At 52.3% G+C, this 15162-nt stretch carries 17 protein-coding genes; 1 reads left to right on the top strand and 16 read right to left on the bottom strand.

The genetic code is table 11. From position 1 onward, the window contains the following. Positions 1-41: 41 nt before the first annotated feature. From pheT to infC, 9 genes are all read right to left on the bottom strand, one after another. Positions 42-2417 carry a phenylalanine--tRNA ligase subunit beta gene (pheT, locus tag FED52_RS05305; RefSeq protein WP_138859205.1) on the bottom strand — a complete coding sequence of 792 codons (2376 nt, stop codon included), beginning with the start codon at positions 2415-2417 and terminating at the stop codon, positions 42-44. 12 nt (positions 2418-2429) lie between these two features. Continuing rightward, complete coding sequence (gene pheS / locus FED52_RS05300; protein ID WP_034778187.1) at positions 2430-3452, bottom strand: phenylalanine--tRNA ligase subunit alpha; 1023 nt, start codon at positions 3450-3452, stop codon at positions 2430-2432. A gap of 301 nt (positions 3453-3753) precedes the next feature. Continuing rightward, positions 3754-4500 carry a TrmH family RNA methyltransferase gene (locus FED52_RS05295; protein WP_034778188.1) on the bottom strand — a complete coding sequence of 249 codons (747 nt, stop codon included), beginning with the start codon at positions 4498-4500 and terminating at the stop codon, positions 3754-3756. A gap of 1 nt (position 4501) precedes the next feature. Beyond that, positions 4502-5581, bottom strand: a complete 1080-nt coding sequence (locus tag FED52_RS05290) for a M42 family metallopeptidase (protein ID WP_034778191.1) — start codon at positions 5579-5581, stop codon at positions 4502-4504. Between the two features lie 25 nt (positions 5582-5606). Then, positions 5607-6089, bottom strand: a complete 483-nt coding sequence (locus FED52_RS05285) for a dUTP diphosphatase (RefSeq protein ID WP_138859204.1) — start codon at positions 6087-6089, stop codon at positions 5607-5609. A 23-nt stretch (positions 6090-6112) separates the two neighbouring features. Next, entirely contained in the window at positions 6113-6367 is a 255-nt protein-coding gene (locus FED52_RS05280; protein ID WP_034778195.1) for a hypothetical protein, read from the bottom strand. Between the two features lie 86 nt (positions 6368-6453). Beyond that, a complete protein-coding gene (gene rplT, locus FED52_RS05275; RefSeq protein WP_021065642.1) occupies positions 6454-6813 on the bottom strand; it encodes a 50S ribosomal protein L20 in 360 nt (119 codons plus the stop codon). A gap of 28 nt (positions 6814-6841) precedes the next feature. Beyond that, complete coding sequence (rpmI, locus tag FED52_RS05270; RefSeq protein WP_021065641.1) at positions 6842-7036, bottom strand: 50S ribosomal protein L35; 195 nt, start codon at positions 7034-7036, stop codon at positions 6842-6844. A 30-nt stretch (positions 7037-7066) separates the two neighbouring features. Further along, positions 7067-7597, bottom strand: a complete 531-nt coding sequence (gene infC / locus FED52_RS05265) for a translation initiation factor IF-3 (protein ID WP_021065640.1) — start codon at positions 7595-7597, stop codon at positions 7067-7069. Positions 7598-7935: 338 nt separating this feature from the next. On the opposite strand from infC, the gene FED52_RS05260 reads away from it, so the two are divergent. Then, positions 7936-8145 carry a hypothetical protein gene (locus FED52_RS05260; protein WP_034778198.1) on the top strand — a complete coding sequence of 70 codons (210 nt, stop codon included), beginning with the start codon at positions 7936-7938 and terminating at the stop codon, positions 8143-8145. A 53-nt stretch (positions 8146-8198) separates the two neighbouring features. Here FED52_RS05260 and FED52_RS05255 read toward each other — a convergent pair whose 3' ends face one another. The 7 genes from FED52_RS05255 to speD all read right to left on the bottom strand — a co-directional run bounded on the left by FED52_RS05255 (position 8199) and on the right by speD (position 15090). Beyond that, a complete protein-coding gene (locus FED52_RS05255; protein ID WP_034779979.1) occupies positions 8199-9062 on the bottom strand; it encodes a DUF1002 domain-containing protein in 864 nt (287 codons plus the stop codon). Between the two features lie 113 nt (positions 9063-9175). Next, the gene (gene thrS, locus FED52_RS05250) at positions 9176-11113 is read right to left on the bottom strand and encodes a threonine--tRNA ligase (RefSeq protein WP_034778201.1); all 1938 of its coding nucleotides are present in this window, start codon (positions 11111-11113) and stop codon (positions 9176-9178) included. A gap of 312 nt (positions 11114-11425) precedes the next feature. Then, a complete protein-coding gene (gene dnaI, locus FED52_RS05245) occupies positions 11426-12340 on the bottom strand; it encodes a primosomal protein DnaI (protein ID WP_021065636.1) in 915 nt (304 codons plus the stop codon). A gap of 5 nt (positions 12341-12345) precedes the next feature. Next, the gene (locus FED52_RS05240) at positions 12346-13698 is read right to left on the bottom strand and encodes a DnaD domain protein (protein ID WP_138859203.1); all 1353 of its coding nucleotides are present in this window, start codon (positions 13696-13698) and stop codon (positions 12346-12348) included. 42 nt (positions 13699-13740) lie between these two features. Next, entirely contained in the window at positions 13741-14208 is a 468-nt protein-coding gene (gene nrdR, locus FED52_RS05235; RefSeq protein WP_021065634.1) for a transcriptional regulator NrdR, read from the bottom strand. Between the two features lie 12 nt (positions 14209-14220). Further along, a complete protein-coding gene (locus tag FED52_RS05230) occupies positions 14221-14592 on the bottom strand; it encodes a hypothetical protein (protein ID WP_034778204.1) in 372 nt (123 codons plus the stop codon). Positions 14593-14703: 111 nt separating this feature from the next. Then, a complete protein-coding gene (speD, locus tag FED52_RS05225) occupies positions 14704-15090 on the bottom strand; it encodes an adenosylmethionine decarboxylase (protein WP_029595188.1) in 387 nt (128 codons plus the stop codon). Positions 15091-15162: the final 72 nt, after the last annotated feature.

The raw sequence follows: 15162 nt of genomic DNA, 5'->3' as shown, positions 1-15162 counted from the left end.
CTCAAAAAAGGTGTCCACACGGGGTGGACACCTTTTTTAGGTTAGGCGCGAACTTCTGCGCCGTGGGCCGCTTGAACGGCCGCAAGGATTGCTTCATACGACGCGGTCACTTCTTCATCCTGAAGCGTGCGCGTCGGGTCTTGATATTTGAGCGAGAAGGCGATCGATTTTTCATCGTCTCCTACGTTCTCCCCGACATAGACATCGAACACGGCGAGGTCGATCAAGAGCGGTCCGGCAGCCTGTTTAATCGTTGCTTCGACTTGACCCGCCGGGATATCCCGCTTCAAGACGAGTGCCAAGTCGCGTGAGATCGATGGGAAACGTGGCACATCTTCGTAGACGAGTTGTGCCGTCTGATGCAACACATCCAAGTCGAGCTCGAATACGTACACTTCTTTCAAACCGTACGCTTCTTTTGACACGCCCGGATGGACTTGTCCGACATAGCCGATGACACGTCCGTCCACGAGGACGTTCGCAGTCCGGCCCGGATGCATATCCGCAATCGTCGCCGCCTCATACGTCGCGTCGATGCGAAGTGCATGCAACAGCGTATCGACGATGCCTTTGGCGACAAAATAGTCGACCGGGACACGTGTGCCTTGCGAGCGATGGTCGTACCAAAGCCCCGTCAATACACCGGCGACGCGTTCCGTTTCGCGTGGTAACGTCTCGCCTTCTTCCACGTAGACGCGCCCTGTTTCATACAAGCGCACATTCGCTTGTTGGCGTGACGTGTTGTATCGCGCCGCTTCGAGGAGACCTGGGACGAGTGAGGTCCGGAGCACTGAGCGCTCTTCGCTCATCGGCATCGCCAAGTTAACTTTGTCCGAGCCTTCCCCACTGAAGCGTGCGGCGTGTCCGACGCTCGTGAGCGAGTACGTGATCGCTTGCGACAATCCTGTCCCTTGAAGGACACGACGAACTCGGCGACGTAACACGTTCTCTCGTGGGAGGTACCCTTTTGAACGCGACGCCGGGAGTGTCGACGGCAGACTGTCATACCCATAGAGGCGCGCCACTTCTTCCGTGATGTCGGCCGGTAGTTCCAAGTCAGGCCGGCGTGACGGTACGTGGACCGTCAACGTCTCGTCTCCGGTCACGTCGAGACCGAGTCGCTCCAAGATGCGGACGATCGTCGCTTGTTCGAGGTCCATCCCGAGGCGATGGTTGATATAGGCGACCGAGACATCGATCGTCCGGGCCGCTGAAGCTTTGTCCCCAGCGACGACGATGTCGCTGATCGTGCCACCGCTCACTTCGACGATGAGCTCGGCGGCACGGTCGAGGGCCAGTTGCAACCGTTCCGGGTCGACTCCTTTTTCAAAGCGGGCACTCGAATCCGAACGCAATCCGAGCGTACGGCTCGTCTTCCGGACCGATGCCGGTGCGAAGTAGGCCGACTCGAGGATGATACTCGACGTCGTCGCATCGACTTCTGTGTTCGCACCGCCCATGACGCCGGCAATGGCGACAGGACGTTCACCGTCCGTGATGACCATCATCGTGGCATCGAGCGTGCGCGTCACGTCATCGAGCGTGACGATTTCTTCGCCGTCATGCGCTTGACGGACAGCAATCGTCGTCCCGAGTTTCGCCGTATCGAACGCATGTAGCGGCTGGCCGAGCTCGAGCATGACATAGTTCGTCACATCGACGACGTTGTTGATCGGCCGGACACCTTCGGCAATCAAGACGTTCTTCAGCCATTGTGGCGAATCTCCGATTGTGACACCATCGACGCGACGTGTCGCGTAGTACGGGCAGTTGTCTGTCTCAAGACGGACACTGACCGCGTTTGGTGCTTCCGTCGTCACATCTGCCGACGGAAGCGTGTAAGGGCGCTCGAGAATGGCCGCGACTTCATGGATGATTCCGTATAGGCTCAAGCAATCCGAGCGGTTCGGTGTCAACCCGAGCTCGATCACTTCGTCGTCAAGGTCGAGTAAGCTGATGACGTCCGCACCGACCTCGACCGATTCACGGAACGTATGGATGCCGTCCTGTTCATCTTCACGAATCTGCTTCTTCTCAAAACCGAGTTCCTCGAGTGAGCAGATCATGCCTTGTGACTCGACACCACGCAGTTTCGCTTTCTTAATTTTGAGTCCTGGGAGACGAGCTCCGACCGTCGCCACGATGACGTGCTGTCCGGTCGCGACGTTCGGTGCGCCGCAGACGATTTGCACCGGGCTGTCCGCACCGATATCGACCGTCGTCACGTTCAACTTGTCCGCTTCGGGATGCTTCTCGCACGAGAGGACGTGACCGACGACGAGTCCTGACAATCCTTCAGCGCGGCTGATGACGCTCTCGACTTCGATTCCGTTCTTCGTGATCAAGTCTCCGAGTTCTTGCCCGCTCAAGTCTGATACATCAATATATTGATTCAACCATTTTTTCGATAATAACATATGTGTTCCCCCTTAGAATTGCTCGATGAAACGTAGATCGTTTGTATAGAAGTGACGGATATCGTCTACTCCATGTTTTAACATCGCCATCCGTTCGACGCCGATCCCGAATGCGAATCCAGACATCTTCGTGGCGTCATAGCCAGCCATCTCGAGAACGCGTGGATGGACCATGCCGCCTCCGAGAATCTCAATCCAGCCTGTTCCCTTACAGACGTTGCAGCCTTTGCCTCCGCATTTGAAGCAAGAGATATCAACTTCGACTGATGGTTCCGTGAACGGGAAGAAGCTCGGGCGAAGACGAATCTCACGCGTCTCACCGAACAATTGCTTGACGAACACTTCGAGTGTGCCTTTCAAATCAGCCATCGAGATGTGCTCATCGACGACAAGCCCCTCGATTTGCATGAACTGGTGTGAGTGTGTCGCGTCGTCTTCGTCGCGGCGGTACACTTTCCCCGGGCAGATGATTCGAATCGGTTTCCCGTCGGCTTGGAGCATCGTCCGGGCCTGAACTGGTGACGTGTGTGTCCGGAGAAGCGTCTCATCCGTGATATAGAACGAGTCTTGCATATCACGTGCCGGATGGTCTTTCGGCAAGTTGAGCATCTCAAAGTTGTACAGGTCTGTCTCGACTTCCGGGCCTTCGGCGATTGTATAGCCGAGCCCGACGAACAAGTCTTCCATCTCATCGACGATTTGTTGAAGTAAATGGGTATGGCCCGGCAGCGCCGTCCGACCCGGTAGTGTGACGTCGATTGTCTCAGCCGCGAGTTTCGCTTCAAGTTCGACCGCCTTCACTTCCTCGATCCGTGCCTCTAACGTGTCTTGGATCGTCGTCCGGACCGTGTTGACCAACTCTCCGACGACCGGACGTTCTTCAGGAGAAAGTTTCCCCATCCCACGAAGCACCTCGGTCATCGGACCTTTCTTCCCTAAATATTTGATGCGGACATCGTTCAATTCTTTTTGCGACGAAGCCGCCTGAATCTCATGCAATGCCTCTTGCTGTAATTGTTCTAACTGTTCTTTCATCCTTATTTCCTCCTCTACAAAAAAAGTCCCTCCAGTCGATGACTGAAGGGACGAATAATCGCGGTACCACCCTACTTGGCCGAAATCGGCCCACTTGAGAGCATCGATATCGGGATGCTACCCCGGTGTTGTCTCCAACACGACTCGAGAGTGAATTCGGCGCCGACCAAGGCATCGGCTCGCAGTCTCGGCCCATGCTCCCTGTACTCGTTCGGTAGTTCGCGTACTATGCTCTTTCAACGTCTATTCGGTATGTTGTTCGATGTTATAAACCTATCACGATTTTTCAGTGCTGACAAGATTATTGTAATGCGATCCGGTACATGAGGATGCCCGCCGCAACAGCCGCGTTCAATGATTCGGCATCGCCGAGAACCGGGATATGAACGCGCGTGTCACATAAATCAAGTACGTCGTTATGGACGCCTTGCGCCTCATTGCCGATGACGAGCGCGACTTTGTCCTTGAAGTCGACTTGTTCGTAAGACGTCGCTTTCGCGAGTGCGGTCCCATACACATGGAAGCCTTCGCTCTTCAGTTCTGGCAGCGTCTCGAGCAAATCGACCGAGCGCACGTTCACGTGGAACAACGAACCTTGCGTCGCCCGGACGACCTTGGCGTTGAACGGGTCGACCGTCCCTTTGCCGAGGAGGACCGTGTCAAATCCGGCCGCATCGGCCGTGCGAATCATCGTCCCGAGGTTACCCGGGTCTTGAATCCGGTCGAGGACGAGGACGTGCTTCATCTTCCGTTCGACCGGGGCCATCTTGACGACGGCGAAGACGCCTTGCGTCTTCTCCGTTTCAGATAACAGGTCGGCCACATGGTCCGATAGTTCGAGGACCGGCATCTCATCGAGGCGCCACGATCCTTTCGGGGTATACGATTCCCCCATAATCAGCTGAACGAGTCGTCCGGCACGAATCGCCTCGTCGACCAAATGCTCCCCTTCGACTAAAAATTGCCCGGACTCTTGTCTGCCTTTTTTTGTCATCAATCGCTTTAAGCGTTTGATCGTCTCACTTTTCGTAGACGTGATTTTCGTCATATTATCCCTCTTTCAACCATTGAACCGTTTCTTGGTCGAGTCGTTTCGTGAGCGCTACGACCAAATCGACGGCTGCTTCATAATCTGCTTTGTGAATGATCGAGACATTCGTATGCAAATAACGGACCGGCACCGTGAGCGCGACGGCCGGCATCCCGACTCCAGACAAATGGAACCGACCTGCGTCTGTCCCGCCGCCCGGCGTCAAATCCAATTGGTACTTGATGTCGTTCTCTTTGGCCACGTCGACAATCAAATCGATGAGGCGTGGGTTCGTGACGGTCGTCGCATCAAAGAAGATGACTTGGACCCCTTCCCCGAGTTTCGACAATCCTTCTGCCGGTGTCATTCCTGGCGTATCTCCAGGAATGCCTGTATCGACGGCGATGGCGACGTCTGGTTTGACCAAGTTGGCGGCCGTGACGGCGCCACGCAACCCGACTTCTTCTTGGACCGTCGCTCCAGTGTAGACGACACCTGGTACTTGTTCGTTCTTCAAACGTTTCGCCGCCTCGATCGCGATGGCACAACCGATTCGGTTATCCCATGCTTTCGCCATCAAGAAATCTTCGTTCTTCATGACCGTGAACTCACAATGCGGGACGACCGTATCGCCCGGACGAATGCCCCACTCGGCCACTTGTTCTTTCGACGTTGCACCGATATCAAGGAACATGTCTTTGATCTCAACCGGCTTCTTGCGTGCCTCGACCGGAAGGACGTGAGGTGGTTTGGCACCGATGACGCCTGGGATTTTCTCTCCCGAGCGTGTGACGACGTCCATGCGCTGTGCGAGGAGAACTTGGTTCCACCAGCCGCCGAGTGCTTGGAAGCGGAGGAAACCGCCCTCTTCAACGCGCGTGACCATGAACCCGACTTCGTCCATATGACCGGCAATCATGACACGCGGACCTTCCGCATCGCCCGTCACTCGACCAAACAGACTGCCGAGCCCATCCTGTTCGAACGTTTCGACGTGAGGTTCTAAATACTCACGCATGAGTGAGCGGACTTCACCTTCATTTCCAGGGACACCTGTGGCATCCGTCAAGCGTTTCAACATATGTAATGATTCGTTCATGGGGCATCGCTCCTTCGATTTTTGATTAGTAACCTTGATTTTGTCGCTCATGGTTCTTTTCATTTTTCGCCATATACGCCATCGCCATCAACTCTTCATTGATCCCGAGCGTATAGCCAAGTTCGAGATAAGCCGCCATCAGCGTCTCGTACATCGGTTCCGTTTTCGACAAACCAAAGTTCGTCACTTTGCGGAACACGTCTAAAAAAGCGTCAGTCGCGTCAAGATACGAGCTACCTGCCGGGAACGAATCACGTTCATACCCGAGGGCAAGTCCGAGCGACAATAAGAAATGAATACCGTCGACATACTCTTCTAAGATCACGTCTTGAGGCGACGGGCCCTTCGTTGACCAAAATTTAAAACTACGGGTCTCATTGGCGAGTTCACCAAGCTCGACGAGCAAAGCAAGCAAACGCTCATCAAATTGGTTCCCGGATAATTGATGTTCTTCTTTGATCCGCTCATCTAATTCACGCTGCCGATCAAACAATGTTGTCCAGTTCACCGGTTGCTCCTCCTATTCTCCATTCAAAGCAGTACTAAAATCATTAAAGACCAGCCGACTGCCAAAATCAATACTTGTATTTGAACACGTTTTGGGGCATGAACCGCCTTTTTACGCGTCAAATGAAGTCCGAACAGGGCACCGATCGCACCGCCTGCGTACGCGTACAAGACGTTGAAATCACCTTCTCCGAGCGTATAACGTTTCGCCTGCAAATAGGTGTAGACGTTCAAGACGATGAGCGCCAATGCGACGATGGCTAAGACTGATTGATCCATGGGACGTCCTCCTTATCTTAAGTTTAAGGAAAAAATCTGAAAAAAGAAAGCGCCGAGATAAGGTCTCGGCGCTGTCGATTGAACGATTACGCGTTCAATTTTGATTTAGCTGTATCAGCAAGTGACGCGAATGCTTGTGCATCTGTCACAGCAAGCTCAGCAAGCATCTTACGGTTGATGTCGATCCCTGCGAGCTTGAGGCCGTGCATCATACGGCTGTATGAGAGGCCGTTTGTGCGTGCTGCCGCATTGATACGTGTGATCCAAAGACGACGGAAATCACGTTTCTTTTGACGACGGTCACGGTAAGCGTACATGAGTGACTTCATGACTTGTTGTTTTGCTACTTTAAATAGAATGTGTTTCGAGCCAAAATAACCTTTGGCAAGCTTGATTTGCTTTTTACGACGTTGACGAGTCGTATAACCGCCTTTTACGCGTGGCATATGGTTTCCCTCCTAAATTCTTTCTGTATTACTTCGCGATCATGTTGCGAATGCGTTTGAAGTCTCCAGCTGATACGATAGCACCTTTACGGAGCTTACGTTTCGCTTTAGTCGATTTGTTACCAAACAAGTGACTTGTGTAAGCGTGTGAACGCTTGAGTTTACCTGATGCAGTACGTTTGAAACGTTTAGAAGCACCACGGTGCGATTTCATTTTCGGCATGAGTATTTCCTCCCCACTATGACTCGATGATTAATCTTCTTTCTTCGGAGCCAGCACTAAGAACATGCTGCGTCCTTCCATCTTCGGCTTTTGCTCAACTGTTGCCAAGTCGGCACATTCCGCCGCCAATTTTTCCATAACGCGTCGGCCGATTTCCGAGTGTGTGATGGCGCGTCCGCGGAAACGGATCGACGCTTTCACTTTGTTTCCATTTTCAAGGAATTTGCGAGCGTTACGCAATTTCGTTTGGAAATCGTTTTCCTCGATTGTCGGGCTGAGGCGTACTTCTTTCAATTGGATGACTTTTTGGTTTTTACGCGCTTCTTTCTCCTTTTTCTGGAGTTCGAAACGGTATTTCCCATAGTCCATGATTTTAGCGACCGGTGGGTTAGCTTTATCGGCGACCAAGACGAGATCGAGTTCAGCCTCTTCTGCTAAACGTAATGCTTCATTACGCGATTGCACACCGAGTTGTGCACCGTCCGCTCCAATTAAGCGAACTTCACGGGCACGAATGTTTTCGTTGATAAAGAGCTCTTTGCTAATGGTTAGCACCTCCATCGTGCGATTGCACGAGTTTTAGATTGATAAGACAACATGGCAATAAAAAAAGCGTCGGCAGTTTCCCGCCCACACATCATTTCGGAGTCAGCAGAGACCAAGGCTCGACTGCTTCACGTACATGATGGACCTGACCGAAGCTGTTCGGACGAGGTGAGAAGCGGGCGCTTCTGCTTTGTTGTATTTAATCACTATGTCATCTTAACACCAATAGAATTAAGATGTCAAGAATTCGCGCATGAATAATTGGTAGCTCACACTTTTATGATGATAACAGTCATTTCGTTGTTTCGCAATACCTTTTCCGAGGGAATAAAATAAAAAAGGAGGGATGGGCCGTGTCTTGGAGACAGCAAGTGAAAGGTGACCATGATTATCACGACCAAATCAAACACATCGTACAAGAGACGATGCGCCACCATGACGTGAGTGATGCCAAGCTCGAAGCGGTATTGACAGACCTTTTAGAAGAGATGAACCGAATCACGTTGAAGATTGTGGACGACCACGAGTCTGCTCGCGACTATATCCATAAACGATGGTATTGAAAAAGGGCCGAGGCCCTTTTTTCAATACCATTTGTCATGTACTCAAAGCCCGTTCAATTCGTCAACGACTTGAAGAAGTTGCTGAGCGCTTCGAACAAACGGGCGAAGAAGCCTTGGACTTCCTCGGTCTCGAGAAACGCCTGAACGTCTTGACCGGCCCCTTGTAACCCATTGCTGATTGCACCCCAGTCGAGGTTCGCCTGCTGCATGTTCTCGAACAACGTCGTCAATTGCGTCAACTGCGTATCAGACAGTTGGACGTTGTTTTGATTCAACACTTGGATGACGATATCTCGAATCTCGATGTTCGTCTCCGGTGCCTTATTCGCAATTTCTGCTTTGATCTCGTTCATGAGTCCGGCCACATCTTCTTGCCCGACCGTCTTCCCGATCTCAGAGGTGACCGCGAGCTCTTCTTGCGCCAAGTCTTTCCGTTCCTCGCTCAATTGAATGCCCGTCTCCGCGGCCGTCTGATCATAGGCTTTCATGATGCCCGTCAAAGCCGACGTCCCGGTGACGCGAATCGGCGACGTGATATAAATATCGGCATCCGTGACGCCTGCCGTCACGAGAGCATTCGCATACATATCTTCGGTCACCCATGTGACATTCTCCGTTTTGATATCGAGCCCGGTCCCGTCGGTCAGTTTGATGCGGGCTGATGAATACATCCCCCCGCCGCGCTGCGCTTGCGGGACGGCATCCCCTAAGTATTTATCTTCATCGGCTGCGGTCGTGATGATCGGCTCAATCCCCGCCGGTGCCTCAACCCGTTCGAGCACCCAGTCCCGTTGGCTCGCCGATAACGACTCTCCGAGTGTGACAATCGTATCATCGACGATGGCTTCTGCGTTTACTTTTGGAATCATGCTTGTCGCGACGACCGAACCGATCGTCAACGCCACTAATGGTTTCATATAATTCAAAATGAATCACTCCTTTCTTCTACCATACGTGTTTGATGAAGTCTTCCGCATCCGTCTCAAGACCGAAAAAACGACCACCCTTCCAATGAAGGATGGTCGACATATTAACGTGAACGGTTGGCGATCTCTGCTGTAAGTGACGACAAGAATTCATCGAGCGTGGCCGATACTTGTTCTTGTTGTCCATAACGACGGATGTTGACTGCACGCTCATCACGTTCTTTATCTCCGAGGACGAGCGTCATCGGGATTTTCTTCATCTGTGCTTCCCGAATCTTGTAGCCGAGTTTCTCGTCCCGAAGGTCCGTTTCGACGCGGACACCGCGCTTGACGAGCTCTGCTTTCACTTCCGCGACGTATTCGTCGTGGACGTGTGAGACCGGGATCAATTTGACTTGGACCGGGGCGAGCCATGTCGGGAACGCGCCTTTATATTCTTCAATCAAGTATGCGACGAAACGCTCCATCGTCGAGACGACCCCACGGTGAAGGACGATTGGGCGATGGTCTTTGCCGTCTGGTCCTGTGTACGTCAAGTCGAACCGCTCAGGGAGCAAGAAGTCGAGTTGGACCGTCGACAACGTCTCTTCTTTGCCGAGCGCCGTCCGGACTTGGACGTCGAGTTTCGGTCCGTAAAATGCCGCTTCACCTTCCGCTTCGAAATACGGGAGACCGAGCTCATCCATCGTCTCTTTCAACTGGCGTTGGGCTGTTTCCCAAATTGCGTCGTTGTCGAAATATTTCTCTTTGTCGGCCGGGTCACGGTACGACAAGCGGAAACGATAGTCTTTGATGCCGAAGTCAGCGTACACTTCTTGAATCAAGTGGACGATATCTTTGAACTCTTGCTTCATCTGTTCCGGTGTGACGAACGTGTGCCCGTCGTTCAACACCATGTAACGGACGCGTTGGAGGCCTGTGAGCGCACCTGACATCTCGTAACGGTGCATACCGCCGAGCTCGGCGATGCGAAGCGGGAGTTCGCGATATGAGCGCGGCTCATGTTTATAAATCGTCATGTGGTGCGGACAGTTCATCGGACGAAGGACGAGTTCCTCGTTGTCCATCTCCATTTTCGGGAACATGTCGTCTTGATAGTGATCCCAGTGACCAGACGTCTTATACAGGTCGACCGAACCGAGGACCGGTGTGTAGACGTGCTGATACCCGAGCTCGAGCTCTTTGTCGACGATATAACGTTCGACCGTCCGACGGATCGAGGCACCTTTCGGGAGCCACATCGGCAAACCTTGGCCGACTTCTTGCGACACGAAGAAGAGATCGAGTTCTTTCCCGAGCTTGCGGTGATCGCGCTCTTTCGCTTCTTCCAATAGACGCAAGTGTTCCGCGAGTTGTTCTTTCGTCGCGAACGCCGTTCCGTAAATGCGTTGGAGCATCTTATTGTCCGAGTCGCCGCGCCAGTACGCCCCGGCCACGCTCATCAACTTGAACACTTTCAACTTCGATGTCGACGGGACGTGCGGCCCACGGCATAAGTCGAAAAATTCGCCTTGATGGTAAATCGTGAGCGTCTCGCTCGACGGGATATCTTCAATCAATTCGATTTTGAGCGGGTCTCCGAGCGCCTTGTAGCGTTCGAGCGCCTCGTCGCGCGACACGACTTCACGTGTGATGTCCAAGTTCTCGTCGACGATTCGCTTCATCATTTTCTCGATTTCAGGGAGATCTTCTTCGTTGATGCGGCGATCCATCTCGATATCATAATAAAAACCGTTCTCGATCGTCGGTCCGATGCCGAGGTAGATGCTGCCTTCTTCCCCGTATAACCGTTTGATGGCTTGGGCCATCAAGTGGGCTGACGAGTGGCGCATCAAATCGATGCCCTCTTCCGAATCCGGCATGACGAGCTCGATTTTACCGTCCTGTTCAATCGGACGACGATAATCGATCATCTCACCATCGATTTTGGCGGCGATTGCTTTTTTTCGGAGTCCTGGACTAATCGAACCTGCTACTTCTTCTGCTGTGATGCCGGCCTCAAACTCTTTGACGGCCCCATCTGGAAATGTCAATTGAATCATGTGTCAACTTCCCCTCTCTACATTTAAAAATAAATAAAAAAAGCCCATCCCTATGAAAGGGACGAGCTTTGATTCTCGTGGTACCACCCTCGTTCCCAAGCGTAACGCTTGGCTCGAACACACGATAACGAGTGTGAATCGCCGCACGATTGGCCCGTACGGTGCTCTGAGGGAGTAAGGCGATCGGCGTGTTTAGGAAGCTCTCACCAGTCTTCCCTCGCTTTGAAACCCGTGACGACGTCTCATGTCCTCTTCGATGCATCGGTTATATGATTATTAGTATAGTCAACTCGTTCAAGAAATACAATCCCTTTACCGACGTCGGTTCTCACCTTTTAATTCGATTTGTGTCGTCGTCGTCGAGATGCGCTGCATGAGCCGCTGGGCTTTCATTTTGTTCTGAGGCGAACCGTCGATCGAGAAGTGCGTCTCGAGCTCTTCACCGCTGAAGTTCGAACTGTAAAGCGTCGGTAAGCGATGCATCATGCGATATTGCAAGATGATCCCGAACAGCTCGTCGCGTACCCACGGACTGATTGCCTCGGCACCGATGTCATCGATCAGTAACACCGGCACGTGTTGGAACGACGTCAAAAATGAGTCGAACGAATCGGTCCGGATCTTTCGTTTCGCTTCCGAGACGAATCCCGGGGCGTGGACGAGAATCGTCTCGATGTCCGCCACTTTCAGTTCGTTGGCGATCGCCGCAAGCAAATACGTCTTCCCGACCCCGAAGCTGCCGTGTAAGTACAGGCCGTTCACTTTTTGGCGGGTCTTCATGCCTGAGACGAACCGCATCGATTCACGGAGTGCGATTTTACGGGCGTCATCCGACCAGTCAAACGATTCAAAGCTCGCCTCTCGCACTTCTTCCGGCAAGAATAAGCTTTTAAACTTCCGGTCCATCTCTTTTTGGCGCCGTGCTTGACGATGCTTGACCGTCTCTTCATAACGAATCGCGATTTGACCGAGGTCGACATAGAGCACCGGCTGATGGCCCGGGATGACGGCTTGCTCCTCGACGAGCTTCTTGCCGTCCATCTGTTCTGCATATTCACTGAGCTTCGTAAAGCCGACCTCGACCGCCGTCTCGTCTAACTCCGGATGCGCCTTTAAAAAAGCGACGACTTCTGGATGTTCGAGGGTGCGCCGGCGAATCGATTCGTACGCTTCCCGCACTTCTTTCCGGTTCATCATTTGGGCGAGCGTTTGATTGATGCGTTCCATGTCCCTCATCCTTTCTCTTTCAATTCATTTAACAACTTGACGAGTTCCGCGTCGTCTGGGACCGATGCCTCGAGCTCTTGTTTTCGTTTTTGATCGTACGTCCGTTGCTCTTTCGCCTCGTCCTCGAGCCATTTTGGCATCTCGGTCTTGTCTTTGCGTCTCGAGCCGACGGTCGTCCGCTGTTGCACGTTCTCCCGCTTCTGCTGTTTCTTCTCGATGAGCGCGTCTTGCGTCGCTTCTTGTTCCAACGCGTCTTTGGCGTTCAAATAGCCTGCCGTCTTCCAACTCGTCGCGATTCGCATGACGTAGTTCTCACTGAGCCGAGTCTGCTTCTTCACTTCGATACAGTAATAGAACAATGCGTTAATGACACTTGGCGCGAGTCCGAGCGTATCGACGAGGTCGATGATGAGTTGCTCGTCGCTCTTCGACAACTGTGGCGTCTTCCGTAACGTCGACACGTACTGATGCGGATGCGCTTCTTCCATGACAGTCACGTCATGCAAATCACCGATTTCTGCCTTCTCCGTCTCATCCGACTTCACTTTCCGATGGCGCGTCTGTTTTTTCTTCAACTGTAACACCATCTGACGGCAGCCGTCGCGCTTCTCTTGCTCGCTGAGCGGTAGATACGCCTCGTGGACGAAGTACTCCTTCAACATCTCGGCCATCGTCTCTTCATCGATTTGGGAGACGTAGGCAAGCTTCGTGATCGTCTCATCGAGCTTCTTCGTGAAGAAGCCGACGGGGAAGTTCGTCAACTTTTTGACGATTTCCATATCGAACGTATAGTTGATCTCGATTTTGGCGCGGTCAGGTTTCTCGTAGTTCTTTTGTGTGAACGCCATATGATTGACCCCTTTGACGTCGAACACTTCATTAAAGTCTTTCGTCACTTCAACGATTCCGGCCGGCAACGGATCAATCGTGAATCGACCTTGTAACTGTTTGAAGCGGACTTCTCCGACTTTATAGAAGAGAAAACTCGACAATAGTCCGTCGTTCAAGAACGTATGGGGTGCGAGCGGGACCCGCAGTTGATACACGTACTGGGTCAAGCGCTCGTCTTTCGTCTTATACGTCCGGACGAGACCGATCGCTTCGAGCCGGAACAGACAGTCCGTCAGCTCGTTGATCGAGTAATCGAGCATCTCACAAAGCGCGCTGTGTGACATATAGTTCGATTTCATTTTCCCGGGCTTCAGCTCGCTCCAAAGCGTCTGATACATTGCGAGCGCCTTCACTCCGATGACCGGCTGATATAAATGGTACAGCGACTGATACGACTCGCGATCGATGAGTCCGGTGCTCATGATCAACAGTTCGTCAGTTCCGTACAGGATGCGTTCTTTTTCCATGGTAGGTCTCCCTTGAAAAAAGGCGACCAGCAGGCCGCCCGTTTAGTTGGTCGATTTTTCTTGCTTCATTAAATCTTCTAGTTCTTTAAAGAACACAGAGATATCTTTGAACTGGCGATAGACAGACGCGAAGCGGACGTATGCCACTTCGTCGACCCGCGCGAGCTCGTTCATGACGAGCTCCCCAACCTGTTCACTCGGAATCTCGGACTGGCCGAGGGCGCGTAACTGTTGTTCGACTTTCGTGACCACACCTTCAAGTTGCTCCAGCGTGACCGGACGTTTCTCGCACGCCCGAATAATCCCGCGAAGTACTTTCTCACGGCTGAACTCTTCCCGATTCCCGTCTTTTTTGACGATGATGAGCGGTGTCTGTTCGACCGTTTCAAACGTGGTGAAGCGATAGCCGCACTCCTCGCATTCGCGACGGCGACGAATCGAATAGAAATCTTGTACTGGCCGGGAGTCGAGCACTCTCGTTCCATTATGATCGCATTTAGGACAACGCATGCTCAGCCCTCCTTATCGTTCGACAGATTGATTCCCGATGGCGCGGAGCGGGAACTTCACGGATAGCGCCTCATAATATGTGGTGACGATTTGACCGAGGTCTGGTCCGAGCATCTGGTCACGGTTCAATGTAAAATCGACGGCCGTGCGTCCGCCGTCCACTTGGACGATGGTTGCCAATGCGTCCCATCCGTCTCCATGAAACGCCACTTCGCCCCGGTCTGCATCGACCCGGCGAACCGTTTGACCTTCTGCTTGAATCCGTTCGCGGAGCCATGTGAGCACGGCGCTTGGCGATGCCGCCACGTAACGCGTCCGTAACGCCTCATTTTTATGCGAATCGTCCGTTTGGACATGTGTTTGAAACTTATCAAATAATCCCATTATCCACCTCGACACCTTATTTATATAGGTTAAGCATATCAAAATTAAGCGGTTAACAAAACAATTAAAAGGGCTGACCGAAAATCGGCCAGCCTCATAAGGTCAATCTGATTATTTGCTGATTGCCACTTGCGCTTCAGGAACACGAATCGGTCCCATCCCACGGTCAAGTTTCACATCTTCACGAACTTTTGCTTCCAAGCCTTCTGCAATGTATTGCGAGGCTGTAGCTGGATCGATTCGATCCCCACATGTGAACACATCGACTGATGCGTAGCCATGCTCTGGGAAACTGTGAATCGTTAAGTGTGATTCTGAAATGATAACGACTCCACTTACACCGTGCGGCGCAAATTTGTGGAAAGCGACTTCGCGGACTTCAGCGCCCGAACGAAGTGCTGCATCGACGAACAAGCGCTCGATGTAGTCGATATCGTTTAATTTGTCGGGATTGCACTCCCAAAGTTCTGTAATAATGTGACGTCCCATAGTATCCATATTAGTGGATCCCCCTTTACATCAATGGTCTCAAAGTAGTTGATGATCACTCACTTTGTGCCTGAATCGCCC

The sequence above is a fragment of the Exiguobacterium mexicanum genome (genome assembly GCF_005960665.1).
GTDB lineage: Bacteria > Bacillota > Bacilli > Exiguobacteriales > Exiguobacteriaceae > Exiguobacterium > Exiguobacterium mexicanum_A.
The sequence above is the reverse complement of the archived record's forward strand: the minus strand, read 5'-3'. Positions and strand labels throughout refer to the sequence as shown.

What these genes read in the sequence shown, in the direction of transcription:
- pheT (WP_138859205.1), bottom strand. Translation starts at nt 2,417, where the DNA reads ATGTTATTATCGAAAAAATGGTTGAATCAATATATTGATGTATCAGAC.
- pheS (WP_034778187.1), bottom strand. Translation starts at nt 3,452, where the DNA reads ATGAAAGAACAGTTAGAACAATTACAGCAAGAGGCATTGCATGAGATT.
- FED52_RS05295 (WP_034778188.1), bottom strand. Translation starts at nt 4,500, where the DNA reads ATGACGAAAATCACGTCTACGAAAAGTGAGACGATCAAACGCTTAAAG.
- FED52_RS05290 (WP_034778191.1), bottom strand. Translation starts at nt 5,581, where the DNA reads ATGAACGAATCATTACATATGTTGAAACGCTTGACGGATGCCACAGGT.
- FED52_RS05280 (WP_034778195.1), bottom strand. Translation starts at nt 6,367, where the DNA reads ATGGATCAATCAGTCTTAGCCATCGTCGCATTGGCGCTCATCGTCTTG.
- rplT (WP_021065642.1), bottom strand. Translation starts at nt 6,813, where the DNA reads ATGCCACGCGTAAAAGGCGGTTATACGACTCGTCAACGTCGTAAAAAG.
- rpmI (WP_021065641.1), bottom strand. Translation starts at nt 7,036, where the DNA reads ATGCCGAAAATGAAATCGCACCGTGGTGCTTCTAAACGTTTCAAACGT.
- infC (WP_021065640.1), bottom strand. Translation starts at nt 7,597, where the DNA reads ATGGAGGTGCTAACCATTAGCAAAGAGCTCTTTATCAACGAAAACATT.
- FED52_RS05255 (WP_034779979.1), bottom strand. Translation starts at nt 9,062, where the DNA reads ATGAAACCATTAGTGGCGTTGACGATCGGTTCGGTCGTCGCGACAAGC.
- thrS (WP_034778201.1), bottom strand. Translation starts at nt 11,113, where the DNA reads ATGATTCAATTGACATTTCCAGATGGGGCCGTCAAAGAGTTTGAGGCC.
- dnaI (WP_021065636.1), bottom strand. Translation starts at nt 12,340, where the DNA reads ATGGAACGCATCAATCAAACGCTCGCCCAAATGATGAACCGGAAAGAA.
- FED52_RS05240 (WP_138859203.1), bottom strand. Translation starts at nt 13,698, where the DNA reads ATGGAAAAAGAACGCATCCTGTACGGAACTGACGAACTGTTGATCATG.
- nrdR (WP_021065634.1), bottom strand. Translation starts at nt 14,208, where the DNA reads ATGCGTTGTCCTAAATGCGATCATAATGGAACGAGAGTGCTCGACTCC.
- FED52_RS05230 (WP_034778204.1), bottom strand. Translation starts at nt 14,592, where the DNA reads ATGGGATTATTTGATAAGTTTCAAACACATGTCCAAACGGACGATTCG.
- speD (WP_029595188.1), bottom strand. Translation starts at nt 15,090, where the DNA reads ATGGATACTATGGGACGTCACATTATTACAGAACTTTGGGAGTGCAAT.